Origin of the sequence: Amphibiibacter pelophylacis (genome assembly GCF_037688875.1) — a bacterium.
GTDB classification, from domain to species: Bacteria; Pseudomonadota; Gammaproteobacteria; order Burkholderiales; family Burkholderiaceae_C; genus Amphibiibacter; species Amphibiibacter pelophylacis.
In genome coordinates this window covers 87845-102450 of sequence record NZ_JAWDIE010000009.1, presented here as the reverse complement: position 1 = coordinate 102450, position 14606 = coordinate 87845, and the positions used below count along the sequence as shown (strand labels likewise).

Here is a 14606-nt window from a genome sequence, read left to right as displayed (position 1 = left end):
CGCACACGAAGGAATCACCATGGGAAGCATCACCGGATTCATGGAACACGAGCGCATCGAGGAAGGCTACCTCGACGTGCCCACGCGCCTGAAGGACTACAAAGAGTTCGTCATCGGCCTGACCCCCGAGCAGAGCAAAACACAGAGCGCGCGCTGTATGGACTGCGGCACGCCCTTCTGCAACAACGGCTGCCCGGTCAACAACATCATTCCCGACTTCAACGACCTGGTGTACCGCGACCAGTGGCGCCACGCGCTGACGGTGCTGCACAGCACCAACAACTTCCCCGAGTTCACCGGCCGCATCTGCCCCGCCCCGTGCGAGGCCGCCTGCGTGGTCAACGTGAACGCTCTGCCGGTGGGCATCAAATCCATCGAACACGCCATCATCGACCGGGGCTGGGAAGAGGGCTGGATCACGCCGCAGGTGCCCGCCGTCAAGACGGGCCGCAAGGTCGCGGTGGTCGGATCCGGCCCGGCCGGCCTGGCCGCCGCCCAGCAGCTGGCGCGGGCCGGTCACAGCGTGACGGTGTTCGAAAAGAACAGCCGCATCGGCGGCCTGCTGCGCTACGGCATCCCCGATTTCAAGCTGGAAAAATCGCACATCGACCGCCGCATCGCTCAGATGCAGGACGAGGGCGTGGTTTTCCGGACCGGCGTGCTGGTCGGCGAATGGCCCAAAGACGGCTCGGGCAGCAAGGTCACCAATGACGCGCAGACCACGCTGTCGGCGGCCGATCTGCAGCGCGATTTCGACGCCGTGCTGCTGTGCGGCGGATCGGAGCACAGCCGCGATCTGCCCGTGCCGGGGCGCGAGCTGGACGGCATCCACTTCGCCATGGAATTCCTGCCGCAGCAGAACAAGGTCAACGCGGGCGACAAGCTGAAAAAGCAGCTGCGCGCCGACGGCAAGCACGTCATCGTCATCGGCGGTGGCGACACCGGCAGCGACTGCGTGGGCACGAGCAACCGCCACGGCGCCAAAAGCGTCACCCAGTTCGAGGTCATGCCCCGCCCGCCCGAGCAGGAAAACAAGCCCCTGGTCTGGCCCTACTGGCCGCTGAAACTGCGCACCAGCTCCAGCCACATCGAGGGCTGCGAGCGCGAGTTCGCCATCTCCACCACCGAATTCATCGGCGAAAAAGGCAAGGTCACCGGCCTGAAAACGGTCGAGATCGCCATGAAGAACGGCAAGCCCGAGCCCGTGGCCGGCACGGAAAAGACCTGGAAGGCGGACCTGGTTCTGCTCGCCATGGGCTTTGTCCACCCGGTCGCGCCGGTGCTGGAGGCTTTCGGTGTGGACAAGGACGCCCGGGGCAACGCCCGCGCCAGCACCGACGACAGCGGCGGCTATGCCACCAATGTCGCCAAAGTGTTTGCTGCAGGCGACATGCGCCGGGGCCAGAGCCTCGTCGTCTGGGCCATCCGCGAGGGCCGCCAGGCCGCGCGCGAAGTGGACCGCTTCCTGATGGGCTCGACGGTGCTGCCGCGCTAAAAAGCCCGCACTTCACGCCAAAACCGGCCGCACGAGAGTGCAGGCCGGTTTTTTTGTGTGGGCCTGACCCCGCTCACCCCCCGCCGACCACGGTCAGGTTGTCACGGTGGATCAGTTCGGGCTCCTGCGCGTGGCCCAGCAGGGCGGCGATCTGCGATGAGGGCTTGCGCGCGATCAGGCGGCATTCGGCGCTGGCGTAGTTGACCAGGCCACGGGCGATCTCCTGCCCGCCGGGCGCGCAGACGGCGATCACGTCGCCGCGCTGGAACTCGCCGACGACCTGCGTCACGCCAATCGGCAGCAGGCTTTTGCCGCCGCTGACCAGCTGGCGCACGGCGCCGTCGTCCACCGTGATGCGGCCGCGTAGCTGCAGGTGGTTGGCCATCCACTGCTTGCGCGCCGCGTGCTTGGCCGTGGCGGCGTACAGATGGGTGCCGATGGCTTCGCCGCGGGCCAGGCGCGGCAGCACGTCGGGCTCGCGGCCCCAGGCGATGACGGTGCTGGTGCCGCTGCCCGCAGCGCGGCGTGCGGCCAGGATTTTGGTCAGCATCCCGCCCGTGCCCACGCTGGAGCCCGCGCCGCCCGCCATCGCTTCCAGCTCCGGCCGGCCGGCCTGGGCCTCGTGGACAAACTGCGCGTCCGGGTTCTTGCGCGGGTCAGCGGTGTAGAGGCCCGGCTGGTCGGTGAGGATGACGTAGGCGTCGGCCTCGATCAGGTTGGCGACCAGCGCGCCCAGGGTGTCGTTGTCGCCGACCTTGATCTCGTCGGTGACCACCGTGTCATTCTCGTTAACCACGGGCACCACGCGCATGCGCAGGAGCGTCAGCAGCGTGGCGCGGGCGTTGAGATAACGCTCGCGGTCGGCCATGTCGGCGTGCGTCAGCAGAATCTGCGCGCTGGCCAGGCCCCGCTCCTTGAGCTGGCTTTCGTACATGTGCACCAGGCCCATCTGCCCGACGGCGGCGGCGGCCTGAAGCTCCGGGATGCCGGTGGGCCGCTTGCGCCAGCCCAGGCGTTTCACGCCCTCGGCGATGGCGCCGCTGGAGACCATCACCACCTCGGCGCCGCCCTCGATCAGCGCGGCGATCTGCTCGGACCAGGTGGCGATGGCCGTGGCGTCCAGGCCCTTGCCGCCGTCGGTGACCAGGCTGGAGCCCACTTTCACCACCCAGCGGCGGGCGCCCTTGAGCGAGTGGGACACGGGTTCAGCAGCAGCGGTGTTCATGGCGAAGGCGGGCACAGACAAAGGCCCCGACGGGGCGGATGCGGCATTATCGGCGATGCCGCTGCCGCATCCCACCCGCACCCTCGCGGGGTCAGCGCCCGGCGCTCAGTGCTTCGGGGGCACAGCGTCGGGAGCGGGCTCGCCGCGCGTCTTCCACATCGAATACAGCACGCCGCCCAGGATCAGGCCGAAGGTGACCGTCAGCGACACCACCGCCGGAATCTTGCCGATGAAGCCCACCAGGAAGATCTTCCCGCCGATGAAGACCAGCACCAGCGCCAGCGCCACCTTCAGGTACTTGAAGCGGTGGATCATGGCGGCCAGCGCAAAGTAGAGCGCGCGCAGGCCCAGCACCGCGAAGATGTTGCTGGTGTAGACGATGAAGGGGTCGGTGGTGATGGCGAAAATGGCCGGGACCGAATCCACCGCGAAAATCAGGTCAACGAACTCGATCAGGCACAGCGCCAGAAACAGCGGCGTCACCCAGGTCACCAGACGGCCCGTGGCCGGATCGGGCTGCTTCACGAAGAAGGCCTTGCCCTGCAGCCCGGGCGTGACGCGCAGGTGGCGGCGCAGGAACTTCAGGATCGTGCTGTCCTCCAGGTTGTGCTCGTCATCGCCACCCATGCGCAGCATCTTGATGCCGGTGAACACGAGGAAGGCGCCAAACAGGTAAAGCACCGCGCTGAACTCGCTGACCAGCGCCGCGCCCAGGCCGATCATGATGCCGCGCAGGACGATCACGCCCAGAATGCCCCAGAACAGCACCCGGTGCTGCAGCGCACGCGGGATGGCGAAAAAGCCAAAAATCATGGCGATGACGAAGACGTTGTCCATCGAGAGCGATTTCTCGATGACGAAGCCCGTCAGGTACTCGGTCGCCGCCTGCGCGCCCAGGCTGTGCCAGACCCAGACGCCAAACAGCAGCGCCACCGAGATATAGCCCGCCGACAGCAGCAGGCTCTCGCGCACGCCGATTTCGCGCTCCTCTTTGTGCAGCACGCCCAGATCGAGCGCCAGCAGCACGATGACGACGGCGACAAAACTCAGCCACAGGCCGGTGGGCGTGCCCAGAAACGGCGTCTGCAGCCAGGGGATCAATGCGTCCATGCGCACTCCTTGAAGTGTTGTTGAGGATGCCGCCGCTATCGGCAGCCCGGCCGCGATGATGAAGCCCCGCGCCGCGAAGTCACAGCAGCAAAGGCCAGAGTCAGACTTCGCCCAAAGCGGAGGATGGCGCAGCAGAAGCTGGCGCGGCCGCACGCGCCGCCCACTCGCCCGGGCTGCAGCCGTGGTGGTGGCGGAAGGCGCGGCAGAAGTAGCTGTGGCTGGCGTAGCCGCAGGCCCAGGCGATGGCTTTGCCTGCGCCTTCGCCTTGCTCCAGCAGGCGCACGGCGCGCTGCATGCGCAGGCGGGTGATGTGCGCGGCCAGCGGCTCGCCCATGTGCTGGCGGAACACGCTGGAGAGATGATCCGGCGTGCAGCCCACCTGCTGCGCCAGGCTGCGCACGCTGAGTGTCGGGTCGCCCAGACGGTTCTGCAGCCAGACGCGAACGCGGGGCAGCCAGGGCGGTTCGTCCAGCGCGGCGCCTGGCGCAGCGGGCTGATCCAGCACCGCCAGCACGCCCGCCAGCGCAGCGGCGATCAGGGCGCGGCGCTGGGTCTCCTGCCAGGGGCCGGGCGGCACGCGGGCGGCCTCCTGCAGCCAGTGCTCGACCTGCAGCGCGGCAGGCCCGGACGCCGACACCAGATGCGCGATGCCCGGCTTGCCGGGCGAGACCTGCCGCGCCCAGTGGCTGTCCAGGCGCCCGCCTTCGGCGTAGACGACGGCGTTGCCGAACACGCCTGCGCCGGCCTCGTCACCCACGCGCTCATCGTGGCGCCACTGCGGCGGCACCAGCAGCAGCTCACCCGCCGAGAGGCGCAGCGTGCCGGTGTCAAAGCCAAACACCGTCCAGCCCGAGACCTGCACAAACAGCTCGGGCACCAGGTGGAAGTGGCCGGGGCGAGGCCTGTCATCCGTGCCCGGCAGCCGTCCTGCCGCTGGGCCGGGACTGCGCAGCGGCCAGTCGCCCCGGTTCAGACCCGCCAGCGCGCGGGTCAGGGCCTGCGTCAAAGCGTCCGCAAGGCCCGGATCAGGCGGCATGACGACATCTCGGATTTTGAACATTGTTCCGGGATATGTGCTGATTAATCTGCTTGAAGCTCACTGGCAGCTCTTTTAATCTGTCATGGAATTTGAACACAAGCCACCTGCAACTCCCACACCGCCATGAAACAAGACCGCCTGAACGTCATCGTCTGGAACGAATTCGAACACGAGCGCGAGAACCCCGCCATACGCGCCATCTACCCCGAAGGCCTGCACGCCACCATCGCCGACGGCCTGCGCCGTACGCCGCTGCTGGGCCGGGGCGCGGTGCCGCTGGAGGTGGGCATCGCCACTCTGGACCAGCCCGAGCATGGCCTGACGCAGGAGCGCCTGGACGCCTGCGACGTGCTGCTGTGGTGGGGCCACAAGGCGCACGGCAAGGTCAGCGACGCCGTGGTCGAGCGTGTGCAGCGCCGCGTGCTGGAGGGCATGGGGCTGATCGTGCTGCATTCGGGGCATTTTTCGAAGATTTTCCGCCGCCTGATGGGCACGAACTGTTCGCTGAAATGGCGCGAAGCGCACGAGAAAGAGCGCCTGTGGGTGATCGAGCCCAGCCACCCCATCGCAGCCGGTCTTGGCGAATACTTCGAGCTGCCTCACGAGGAAATGTACGGCGAGCGCTTTGACATCCCCGCGCCGGACGAGCTGGTCTTCACCTCGTGGTTCGAGGGCGGCGAGGTCTTCCGCTCGGGCTGCTGCTGGCAGCGCGGGCACGGGCGCGTGTTTTACTTCCGCCCCGGCCACGAGGCCTATCCCACCTATTTCGACGCCAACGTGCAGCGCGTGCTGGCCAACGCCGTGCAGTGGGCCGCGCCCCGCGTCACCATCGCCGATGTCTGCCCCAACACCGCGCCGCTGGAAGTGCTCAGCGAGAAATCCGGCCGCTTCGCCACGGCCGGCGTGCTGCAGACCCGCAGCGATCTGGAGTGAGCCATGAGTGCCACCAACGACTACCAGGCCCAGGCCGCCCAAACCCACCCGGGCCTGACGCCGCACAATCCAGCCCCTTCGGCGGATCCGGGCCGCCGCCTGCGCGTGGCCGTCGTGGGTCTTGGCATAGGCCGCATGCACATCGAAGGCTGGCGCCAGCATCCGCAGGTGGATGTGGTTGCCATCGCTGATGCCGACGCGGCGCGGCTGGAGCAGGTGGGCGAGCAGTTCGGCATCGCCGCTCGCTACGCCAGCCTGAGCGAACTGCTGGCCGCCCAGAATTCGTTGCACAAGTCGGCTGCGCCGCTGGACGCCGTCAGCATCTGCACGCCCAACGCCTTCCACCGTGAGCTGACGCTGCAGGCGCTGGCCGCAGGCTGCCACGTGCTGTGCGAAAAGCCGATGGCGATGAGCGCCGCCGAGGCGCGCGAGATGCTGGACGCCGCCGAAAAAGCCCAGCGGCGGCTGATGATCAATTTCTCCTACCGCTTCAGCGCGGCCACGCAGGCCATCAAGGCGCAGGTGGACGCGGGCGTGTTTGGCGATTTTTACTTCGGCCGCACCGTCTGGCACCGCCGCCGGGGCATGCCCGGCTTTGGCGGCTGGTTTGGCCAGAAAGCGCTGGCGGGCGGCGGCCCGCTGATCGACCTGGGCGTGCACCGCCTGGATCTGGCGCTGTGGCTGATGGGCTATCCCAAGCCCGTCTGGGTGATGGGCAGCGCCTACAACCCGATTGCCGGGCCACTGGCCGCCGCCTCGGGCCAGGCGTTTGATGTGGAAGACCTGGCCGCTGGCTTCATCCGCTTCGAGAACGGCGCCACGCTGGCCATCGAGGCCTCGTGGGCCGCGCACATCCGCGAAGCCGAACTGATGGAAACCCGCCTGCTGGGCACCAAAGCCGGGCTGCTGCAGCGCAATCTGAACGAGACCTACCAGTTTCAGGCCGAAATCTTCAGCGACCAGCACGGCAGCGCCACCGACACCCTGCTGCGCACGCCCACGGGCACCGCGCTGTCGGCCATGCACCACTACGCCAGCGCCATCCTGTCGGACACGCCGCACGACGCCGACGGCCACCAGGGCTGGGTGGTGATGCAGATTCTGGACGCGCTCTATGCCAGCGCACGCAGCGGGGCGCCGGTGCAGATTACGGCCTGACACGGCCCATCGGTCAGAGCGCCAGCGTTGCGGTCAGATCGCCCATGGGCTTCTGACCGCGCGCGCGCATGGCGGCGTCGCGGTGCACCAGCCCGTCGAGTGGCTGCAGAGCGAAGGTGCGTGTGATCAGCCGCAGGATGGAGCCCGTGTCGTAGACCGTGTGGTCGACCACACCGTGCCGCGCCATCGGCGAAATCACCAGCGCCGGAATGCGCGTGCCCGGGCCCCAGCGATCGCCCTGAGGCGGTGCCACGTGATCCCACCAGCCCCCGTTCTCGTCCACGGTCACGACGATGACCATGTTCTTCCACTGCGGGCTGGCCTGCAGGCTCTTGATGCAGTGCGCGATGTGGCGGTCGCCCGAAGCCACGTCGGCGTAGCCCGCGTGCAGGTTCAGATTGCCCTGGGGCTTGTAGAAGGTGACCGGGGGCAGACGCCCGGCCTCCGCGTCAGCCAGGAAGTGGTTGGTGCGCGACTCGTCGCCCAGCCCCCCGTCGCGCAGGCGGCGCTGGCGCGCCTGAGGATGCTCTGGCCCCAGGTTGCGAAAGTAGTTGAAGGGCTGGTGGTGATACTGGAAATTGGGGATTTTGGGAATGCCGTCCGAGTCCTTGTACTCGTCGATGGTCGCCTGCCACGCGCCTGAATACCAGGCCCAGTCGATGCCTTTGCGGTCCAGCCGGTCGCCGATGTGCTCGTGCGTCTGCGGCACCAGCACCATGGGATCGTCCGGTTTGGCGTAATCCGGGCGGCTGCGGTCGCGGGTCCAGGTGGGCCAGTAGGGTGGCGCCATGGTGTTGACGGCGTAACCGTCGGGCGTGAGCGCGCTGGGGCCAAACTGGGGCGGGCCGTCCATGGCGCTGGCCGGGCTGCCAGCGGCAGGCTCCAGCCAGGGGCTGAGCGGATCGCCGCCGCGTGTGCGCGCCACCTGCGTGCGCGCCACCGAATTCATCACATCCGGGTAGAAAGGCACCGCCGCCGAAACCAGATACTGGTGGTTCAGGAATGAGCCGCCAAACGCGCCCTGGAAAAAGTTGTCGCACAGCACGTTCTCGCGGGCGACATCCCACAGGCGCAGGTTGTAGCGCGTGTCGCTGTAGTGGCCCATGGTCAGCGCGCCAGAATCGGCCCAGGCGACAAAGCCGTCGTTTTTGCCGCCGTTGATCTGCATCTGGTTCTGGTAGAACACATGCCACAGATCGCGCGTGACCAGGCCCAGCGGCAGTGGCTCGCCGTTCGGCCCCTGCAGCGGGAAAGGCGCGTTGGGGCGGCGATCCTGGTACTGCTGGCCGCCCGGGTAAGTGACGCCGTCTATCGTCTGGTCCTTGATCAGCATGCCTTTCCAGATCGGCGGCAGCACCGCCAGCAGCTGGCCGTCGCGGTCGCGCTGCATGTAATCGGTGTGCTGCAGCGCCGACAGCGGGCGCTCGACGCCGGGGAAATCGCCAAACAGGTTGTTGAAGCTGCGGTTTTCGGCGTAGATCACGACGATGGTTTTGACCTCGGCCGCCAGCGCGCGGTCCAGTGCAGCACCCGTGCGGGGCGCGCGGGCTGTGTGCCGCTGTGGGGCGGCCTGTGCGCTGGGCAAGGCCGCCTGGGCGGCGCCCAGCGCGGCCAGACTGCCCAGGAATCGGCGGCGGCTGGGGGCGGGCGTGGAGTCAGAATCAGAAGTCATGGCAGTTCCTTGCGGCAGTCGATGGCAGTCGGCAAAACCGTCAGCATGACCTGGAGCCATGAAAAAAATATGACACCGCAGCGCACCCGCACTGCTGATTTTTCATGCCTGAACGCAAAAAAACGGCAGGCCTTGCGACCTGCCGTTTTCATCAGCACAGATTTGTCCGCCGCAGCGGGAAAATCACTTCTTCTTGCTGTCGGTGCGCGACTGCTCGTTCTCGCCCCACATCGCGTTCATGACGGCCAGCAGGATGGCGAAACCCACGCCCAGCACCCAGGTGAAGTACCACATATGAAATCCTTTCAGGAGGGGTTGGCGGTCAGTAGACCGTGTGCTGGTTTTCGCGGATGTAGGCGGCGGTGACCTTGCCCCGCATCACCGCATAGGCCCAGCTGGTGTAGATCAGGATGATGGGCACGAAAATCACCGCAACGACCAGCATGATGCCCAGGGTGAGGTGGCTGGACACGCTGTCCCACAGCGTCAGGCTGGCGTTCAGCATGGTGCTGGACGGCATGACGAAGGGGAACATGCTGGCGCCGGCCGTGCCGATCACACCGGCTATGGCCAGCGACGAGGCCACGAAAGCCAGCAGCGTGCGACCCGCGCGGGCCAGCACCACGGCGCCCAGCGCCCCGGCCACGCCAAGAATCGGCAGCACCCACAGCAGCGGCACGGCGGCGTAGTTGGCCATCCAGGCGCCCGCTTCGCGCACCACGGTCTTGTCCAGCGGTGCCGCCAGAGTATCGGTGACCACGGGCGAGGTGATGCGGTAGCCGTCAATGGCCTGCAGCCACACGCCGGCGCCGATGAAGGTCACGACCATCAGCAGCCCCATGACGGTGACGGCGGTGATGGCGCGGCGCTGCACGTCGCCCTCGGTGCGGTGCGCCAGGTAGGTGGCGCCCTGCAGCGTGATCATCGCCGTGCTGACCACCCCGGCCAGCAGCGCGAAGGGGTTGAGCAGGGCCCAGAAGCTGCCGGTGTAGGTCGAAACCATGCGGTCATCAAACTGGAAGGGCACGCCCTGCAGCAGGTTGCCAAACGCCACGCCGAAAATCAGCGGCGGCACGGCACCCCCGATGAACAGGCCCCAGTCCCAGGTGTTGCGCCAGGTGGGGTTGTTGATCTTGCTGCGGTAGTCAAAGCCCACCGGACGGAAGAACAGCGCCCACAGCACCGCCAGCATGGCCCAGTAAAAGCCGCTGAAGGCTGTGGCGTACACCAGCGGCCAGGCCGCAAAAATGGCGCCACCGCCGGTGATGAACCAGACCTGGTTGCCGTCCCAGTGCGGGGCCACGGTGTTGATGACCACGCGGCGCTCGACGTCGGATTTCCCGACGAAGGGCAGCAGCGTGCCCACGCCCATGTCGTGGCCGTCCATGATGGCGAAGCCGATCAGCAGAACGCCCACCAGCAGCCACCAGATCACCTTGAGGGTGGTGTAATCAAAAATAAAGTCGATCATGATGTCGTGTCCTTGAGGCTCAGGCGTGGCGGGCTTCGAGTTCGTAGCGGCCCGTTCCCAGGCTGCCCGGGCCCTGACGGGCAAACTTGACCATCAGGTACATCTCGACGATCAGGAAGACGGTGTACAGCCCGACAAAGCCCGCCAGCGAGCCCCACAGGCTGGCCACGCTCAGGGTGGAGGTGCTCAGGTACGTGGGCAGCACGCCGTAGATCGTCCAGGGCTGACGGCCGTATTCGGCGACAAACCAGCCCATTTCGCAGGCGATCCAGGGCACGGGCAGCATCCACAGGTTGAGCTTGAGCAGCAGCGGATTCTTCTCGAACGTGCCCTTGAGCGACACCCAGAACGACAGGCCCAGCGAAAGCAGCATGGCCAGACCCAGCGCCACCATCAGGCGGAAGGACCAGAACATCGGCGCCACGCGCGGCACGGTGTCGTCCACGGCCTTTTGCACCATCGCAGGCGTGGCCTGCTTGACGTCGGCCACGTAGCGCTTGAGCAGCAGACCAAAACCGAGGTTGGCCTTGTGCTCTTCGAAGAGCGCCCGGGCCTGGGTGTTGCTGCGGTCCTTGCGCAGGGCGTCCAGCGCGTCCACGGCGATGGCGCCGCTGACAATGCGCTCGCGGTTGCGCGCCTTGATGTCGTGGATGCCCGGAATCTGCTTGTCCAGCGAGCGCGTGCCGATCAGGCCCATCACCCACGGGACTTCGATTTCCCAGTCGTTTTTCTGCTCGGCGTCGTTGATGCCGGCCACCAGCGCCAGGCCAGCCGGAGCGGGTTTGGTTTCCCACATGGCTTCGATGGCCGCCATTTTGGTCTGCTGCGCCTCGGCCACGGTGTAACCCGATTCATCGCCCAGCACGATCACGCTCAGCACCGACGCCAGGCCGAAGGCCGACGCCACGCGGAAGCTCGCCTTGGCGAAATCGACGTTGCGGCGCTTGATCAGGTACCAGCTCGACAGGCCCAGCACAAACATCGACGCCGTGACATAGCCCGCCGACACGGTGTGCACGAACTTGGCCTGCGCATCCGGGTTGAAAAGAATCTGCCAGAAGCTGACCATTTCCATGCGCATGGTCTCGTAGTTGAACTCGGCGCCGACCGGGTTCTGCATCCAGCCGTTGGCGATCAGGATCCACAGCGCCGACAGGTTGGTGCCCAGCGCCAGCAGGATGGTCACCATCAGGTGCTGCACCTTGCTCAGGCGGTCCCAGCCGAAGAAGAACAGACCGATCATGGTCGATTCCAGGAAGAAGGACGTCAGCCCCTCGATGGCCAGCGGGGCGCCAAAAATGTCGCCCACGTAGTGCGAGTAATAGGCCCAGTTCGTGCCGAACTGGAACTCCATCGTGATGCCCGTGGTCACGCCCAGGGCAAAGTTGATGCCAAAGAGCTTGCCCCAGAACTTGGTCATGTCTTTCCACATGACTTTTCCGGTCATCACGTACACCGTTTCCATGATGACCAGGATCCAGACCATGCCCAGCGTCAGGGGCACGAACAGAAAGTGGTACATCGCGGTGGCGGCGAACTGCAGTCGCGACAGGTCCACCAGTTCATCTGAGATCATGGATTCACTCCTTGGGTCTTGCTGCATCCCGGTCAACACCGGGTTAACACCAAGATTCTGAGATATCCCTGTCCAAAAAGGGACATGCCAGAGTAGCGCCCTCCGGTATTACGGCGGCAAAACAGGGGGTGCGGCCCCGGGGGGGACCAACCCGGTGGTGGATTTACAACAGACGGCGCTCCAGAGGCCCTGGCGGCAGGGCCCCGGTGGCACATCGCCCCTGGGTTTTGCGGTGAAGCGCCGATAACCCCGTTAACGACGGGCCACGCCCGCCACTTCGCCGGATCGCGCCATGAAACTGAAACCCCTTCTCTGCTCTCTCCTGCTGCTGCCGCTGCTGGCCGGCTGCGAACAGCTGGGCCTTGAATCCATGCAGAGCATGGCCCGCAAACAGGATACTGAAGGCAAGGCGGTGGGCGGCGCCTGCCGCCAGGCCGGGCGCGCCATCGAGGACTGCTACACGCTGAACCGCAAGATGTCGCGTGCCCCGATCTACGAAGGCTGGCGCGAAATGGACGGCTACATGCGCGAGAACAAGCTCGAGGCCACGCCGCCCAAGCTCGATCCCCAGGTCCAGGTGGCCACAGCCCAGCCCGCCTCAGCCGCTGCCGCAGGCGATGCGCACAAGGCCGACAGCGCCCCGGCCCCGGCCACGCGCACCGCCTGGTCGCCCGAAGCGGCGCGCAGCACGGGCGGCGCCCACGCCAGCGACAGCGTCTGGAGCTCGCGCACAGACCGCCACGACACGCGCGAATCCCACGACACCCGCGTCAGTGCCGCTCCAGCGTCTGCGGCCAGCACACCCTCCGACAAACGCCTGAGCGAGCTCGAAGAAGCCGCCCGCCGCATGGGCCTGAGCACTTCGGTCGTCCGCTGAACCGGCGGCGTGCCAAAAGCCAGGACTGCAAGGGATTTCCACAATGCGTCATCTGATACAAGCGGTGCAAAGCTGACACAATTGAAGTTGTGCGCAGGTTTGCGCCGCCGGTTTGACGCCTTGAGGCACTCTGGACAGAATGCGCCCATGATCAAAAATTTTCTCAGCACTTCCCTGGAGAATCTGGTGGTGCACAGCGTGCGCCAGGGCATACGGCCGGCCGCAGCACCCGCCGTGATCCGCCATATCTCGCGGCTGTCGGTGGCCAAGCGCGCCTCCGACATGCACCTGCCGGGCTGGTCGCTGGAAACCAGCGCCACCGCGCCCGGCCAGTTCAGCACCGCTCCTCACCCGCAGTACCTGCTGACCTTCGGTTTTCGTGCCGGACACGCGGTGGACGTCGACCTGATCGATCTTTCCGCCAAAACAACACCGGCCTGACGCCGCCCGCACGCCTCGGAGACATTCCATGCTGATCCTGCAATCGCCCCCCCACCCCGGTGACATCCTCAAGCACGATGTGCTGCCCGCCCTGGACATCAGCGTCACCGACGCCGCCGACCAGCTCGGCGTGACGCGTGTGGCGTTTTCGCGCCTGCTCAACGGACGCGCGGGTGTATCGCCCGAAATGGCCCTGCGTCTGGAGGCCTGGCTGGGCATCGAGAACGGTGGCCGCGCCGACGCGTGGGTGGCGCAGCAGGCCGCTTACGACCTGTGGAAAGCGCGCAAGGCGGGCAAGATCAAGGTGCAGAAGGTCAAGATCGCGGCCAAAACGCGGCCCGTGAAAGTGGCCCCGGGCAACTGAACCAGGCGGCGCCCCACAAAAAACCCCGCCGGGCCTTGCGGCCTGCCGGGGTTTTCTTCTGAGCGGATGAAATCAGAAGGCGTAATTCAGTCGCACATTGGCCGCAAACACATCGCGCGACTCGCCCGCATCCGGCTTGAAGCGCGAATAGCTGGCCGCAGGGGTGATCGTTGCGCCCGGGATATCCAGCAGAGGTATCGAGTAGGCGGTGTAAATCAGGGCCTCGTTGCCGCCCGACACCGCCACCGGGTTGCCGGCCCCATCGGTCGACGTAAAGCCCCCGAACTTGCCATACACCAGGCCCAGACCGAAGTTGCCCGCCACGGTGTTCAGACCCAGCGTCTTGCGCGACCGCAGCTGGGCGTAGCTCAGATTGATCATGGTGTCCGGGTTCAGCTGGTAACTGCCGCCTATCGCGCCACCCGTTGCCGAATCGCTGGGAACAGCAGCGACCGCGCGGGCAATCACCACCGCCCCCGTCGTATCGGTGACCGCTGGAACAGCCGCCGTCTCGTCGCGCCGGATGTATTCCAGACCCGCGCGCACGGTGACCGGCCCGGTCACATAAGTGAGCGCCGGACGCACGCCGCTCAGGCGGCCATCCCTGTTGCCTTTGCCTGCCACCAGGCCCAGCTCCGCAGTCAGTCCGGCAATACCCGTGTACTGTCCAGCGATGTGCAGATTGCTCTTGCTGACATTGTTCAGTCCGACCGAACGCCCGCGAAGCACATTGCCTTTGTAGAACTGGCCGCCCGAAGCCGTCACATCGAGGTTGTTGCTCAGCTGGTCGTTATCGCCATACGTGCGTTCCACGGCCACATCCTTGCCGGCAGGGAACAGGTCCATCGCCTCAAAACGGCCCAGCTTCACGTTCCACAGATTATTCCCGAAGGCGCCCCAGGCGTCGTCCACATAGGTTGTGCCGTCCGTCTGCAGACCCAGGGTGGCACGGCCAGAAACCAGGTATTCGCCGCGCGTGGCTTTGCCGTTGATGTTCAGTTCAACGCGCCCCGAGCTGTTGAAGGAACTGCCACCCAGCGGGCCGCCCAATGACGTGCCTGCCGAATGGCTGCGGTAAATATTGTTCAGCTCAAGGTTCGAATCAAACGTCACCTGAGCCATCGACACGCTGGACACGGTCAGGGCTGCAGCGGCAGCCAGCGATTTGACGATCTGTTTCATGGGGTCTTCCTGCTGAGTGAAAAGATAAAAATCGGGTCGGCGCCATCTTCACAATTTTTCCGA

Annotated in this window: 15 protein-coding genes; 6 read left to right on the top strand and 9 right to left on the bottom strand. The window is 66.2% G+C overall.

Features of this window, described 5'->3' with window-relative positions; translation table 11 throughout:
* Nucleotides 1–19: 19 nt before the first annotated feature.
* Nucleotides 20–1495, top strand: a complete 1476-nt coding sequence (locus RV045_RS07595) for a glutamate synthase subunit beta (protein ID WP_423235178.1) — start codon at nucleotides 20–22, stop codon at nucleotides 1493–1495.
* 73 nt (nucleotides 1496–1568) lie between these two features.
* Here RV045_RS07595 and proB read toward each other — a convergent pair whose 3' ends face one another.
* The 3 genes from proB to RV045_RS07580 all read right to left on the bottom strand — a co-directional run bounded on the left by proB (nucleotide 1569) and on the right by RV045_RS07580 (nucleotide 4890).
* Nucleotides 1569–2720, bottom strand: a complete 1152-nt coding sequence (gene proB, locus RV045_RS07590; RefSeq protein ID WP_423235177.1) for a glutamate 5-kinase — start codon at nucleotides 2718–2720, stop codon at nucleotides 1569–1571.
* Between the two features lie 105 nt (nucleotides 2721–2825).
* Nucleotides 2826–3830: a TerC family protein gene (locus RV045_RS07585; RefSeq protein WP_423235176.1), complete on the bottom strand. Its 1005-nt coding sequence runs from the start codon at nucleotides 3828–3830 to the stop codon at nucleotides 2826–2828.
* Nucleotides 3831–3930: 100 nt separating this feature from the next.
* On the bottom strand, nucleotides 3931–4890 hold the full coding sequence (locus RV045_RS07580) for a helix-turn-helix transcriptional regulator (RefSeq protein ID WP_423235175.1): 960 nt from the start codon (nucleotides 4888–4890) through the stop codon (nucleotides 3931–3933).
* A 102-nt stretch (nucleotides 4891–4992) separates the two neighbouring features.
* Between RV045_RS07580 and RV045_RS07575 the strand changes: the two genes are divergently transcribed.
* Nucleotides 4993–5802, top strand: a complete 810-nt coding sequence (locus RV045_RS07575) for a ThuA domain-containing protein (RefSeq protein WP_423235174.1) — start codon at nucleotides 4993–4995, stop codon at nucleotides 5800–5802.
* Between the two features lie 3 nt (nucleotides 5803–5805).
* The gene (locus RV045_RS07570) at nucleotides 5806–6960 is read left to right on the top strand and encodes a Gfo/Idh/MocA family protein (RefSeq protein WP_423235173.1); all 1155 of its coding nucleotides are present in this window, start codon (nucleotides 5806–5808) and stop codon (nucleotides 6958–6960) included.
* 13 nt (nucleotides 6961–6973) lie between these two features.
* Here the strand turns inward: RV045_RS07570 and acpA are convergent, their stop codons facing one another.
* The 5 genes from acpA to RV045_RS07545 are packed head-to-tail and all read right to left on the bottom strand — an operon-like array spanning nucleotide 6974 to nucleotide 11679.
* Entirely contained in the window at nucleotides 6974–8632 is a 1659-nt protein-coding gene (gene acpA, locus RV045_RS07565) for an acid phosphatase (protein ID WP_423235172.1), read from the bottom strand.
* On the bottom strand, nucleotides 8629–8790 hold the full coding sequence (locus RV045_RS07560; RefSeq protein WP_423235171.1) for a hypothetical protein: 162 nt from the start codon (nucleotides 8788–8790) through the stop codon (nucleotides 8629–8631). The genes acpA and RV045_RS07560 overlap by 4 nt, the downstream gene beginning before the upstream one ends.
* Nucleotides 8791–8815: 25 nt before the next feature.
* Nucleotides 8816–8926 (bottom strand): cytochrome bd-I oxidase subunit CydX, encoded by a 111-nt coding sequence (gene cydX, locus RV045_RS07555; protein WP_423235170.1) that lies wholly within the window; start codon nucleotides 8924–8926, stop codon nucleotides 8816–8818.
* Nucleotides 8927–8954: 28 nt separating this feature from the next.
* Nucleotides 8955–10091 carry a cytochrome d ubiquinol oxidase subunit II gene (cydB, locus tag RV045_RS07550; RefSeq protein WP_423235208.1) on the bottom strand — a complete coding sequence of 379 codons (1137 nt, stop codon included), beginning with the start codon at nucleotides 10089–10091 and terminating at the stop codon, nucleotides 8955–8957.
* 31 nt (nucleotides 10092–10122) lie between these two features.
* Nucleotides 10123–11679 (bottom strand): cytochrome ubiquinol oxidase subunit I, encoded by a 1557-nt coding sequence (locus RV045_RS07545; RefSeq protein WP_423235169.1) that lies wholly within the window; start codon nucleotides 11677–11679, stop codon nucleotides 10123–10125.
* 292 nt (nucleotides 11680–11971) lie between these two features.
* Here RV045_RS07545 and RV045_RS07540 point away from each other — a divergent pair, with 292 nt between their 5' ends.
* From RV045_RS07540 to RV045_RS07530, 3 genes are all read left to right on the top strand, one after another.
* Complete coding sequence (locus tag RV045_RS07540; RefSeq protein WP_423235168.1) at nucleotides 11972–12556, top strand: hypothetical protein; 585 nt, start codon at nucleotides 11972–11974, stop codon at nucleotides 12554–12556.
* A 147-nt stretch (nucleotides 12557–12703) separates the two neighbouring features.
* Nucleotides 12704–12997, top strand: a complete 294-nt coding sequence (locus tag RV045_RS07535; protein WP_423235167.1) for a hypothetical protein — start codon at nucleotides 12704–12706, stop codon at nucleotides 12995–12997.
* Nucleotides 12998–13025: 28 nt separating this feature from the next.
* Nucleotides 13026–13361 carry a HigA family addiction module antitoxin gene (locus RV045_RS07530; RefSeq protein ID WP_423235166.1) on the top strand — a complete coding sequence of 112 codons (336 nt, stop codon included), beginning with the start codon at nucleotides 13026–13028 and terminating at the stop codon, nucleotides 13359–13361.
* 72 nt (nucleotides 13362–13433) lie between these two features.
* Here RV045_RS07530 and RV045_RS07525 read toward each other — a convergent pair whose 3' ends face one another.
* A complete protein-coding gene (locus tag RV045_RS07525; protein WP_423235165.1) occupies nucleotides 13434–14543 on the bottom strand; it encodes a carbohydrate porin in 1110 nt (369 codons plus the stop codon).
* Between the last annotated feature and the right edge of the window lie 63 nt (nucleotides 14544–14606).

Bases quoted from the DNA above. Each gene is read 5' to 3' on its own strand.
- RV045_RS07540 (WP_423235168.1), top strand. From the start codon at position 11,972: ATGAAACTGAAACCCCTTCTCTGCTCTCTCCTGCTGCTGCCGCTGCTG.
- cydX (WP_423235170.1), bottom strand. From the start codon at position 8,926: ATGTGGTACTTCACCTGGGTGCTGGGCGTGGGTTTCGCCATCCTGCTG.
- RV045_RS07585 (WP_423235176.1), bottom strand. From the start codon at position 3,830: ATGGACGCATTGATCCCCTGGCTGCAGACGCCGTTTCTGGGCACGCCC.
- RV045_RS07535 (WP_423235167.1), top strand. From the start codon at position 12,704: ATGATCAAAAATTTTCTCAGCACTTCCCTGGAGAATCTGGTGGTGCAC.
- RV045_RS07580 (WP_423235175.1), bottom strand. From the start codon at position 4,890: ATGTTCAAAATCCGAGATGTCGTCATGCCGCCTGATCCGGGCCTTGCG.
- RV045_RS07525 (WP_423235165.1), bottom strand. From the start codon at position 14,543: ATGAAACAGATCGTCAAATCGCTGGCTGCCGCTGCAGCCCTGACCGTG.
- RV045_RS07545 (WP_423235169.1), bottom strand. From the start codon at position 11,679: ATGATCTCAGATGAACTGGTGGACCTGTCGCGACTGCAGTTCGCCGCC.
- RV045_RS07530 (WP_423235166.1), top strand. From the start codon at position 13,026: ATGCTGATCCTGCAATCGCCCCCCCACCCCGGTGACATCCTCAAGCAC.
- RV045_RS07595 (WP_423235178.1), top strand. From the start codon at position 20: ATGGGAAGCATCACCGGATTCATGGAACACGAGCGCATCGAGGAAGGC.
- acpA (WP_423235172.1), bottom strand. From the start codon at position 8,632: ATGACTTCTGATTCTGACTCCACGCCCGCCCCCAGCCGCCGCCGATTC.
- RV045_RS07570 (WP_423235173.1), top strand. From the start codon at position 5,806: ATGAGTGCCACCAACGACTACCAGGCCCAGGCCGCCCAAACCCACCCG.
- RV045_RS07575 (WP_423235174.1), top strand. From the start codon at position 4,993: ATGAAACAAGACCGCCTGAACGTCATCGTCTGGAACGAATTCGAACAC.
- proB (WP_423235177.1), bottom strand. From the start codon at position 2,720: ATGAACACCGCTGCTGCTGAACCCGTGTCCCACTCGCTCAAGGGCGCC.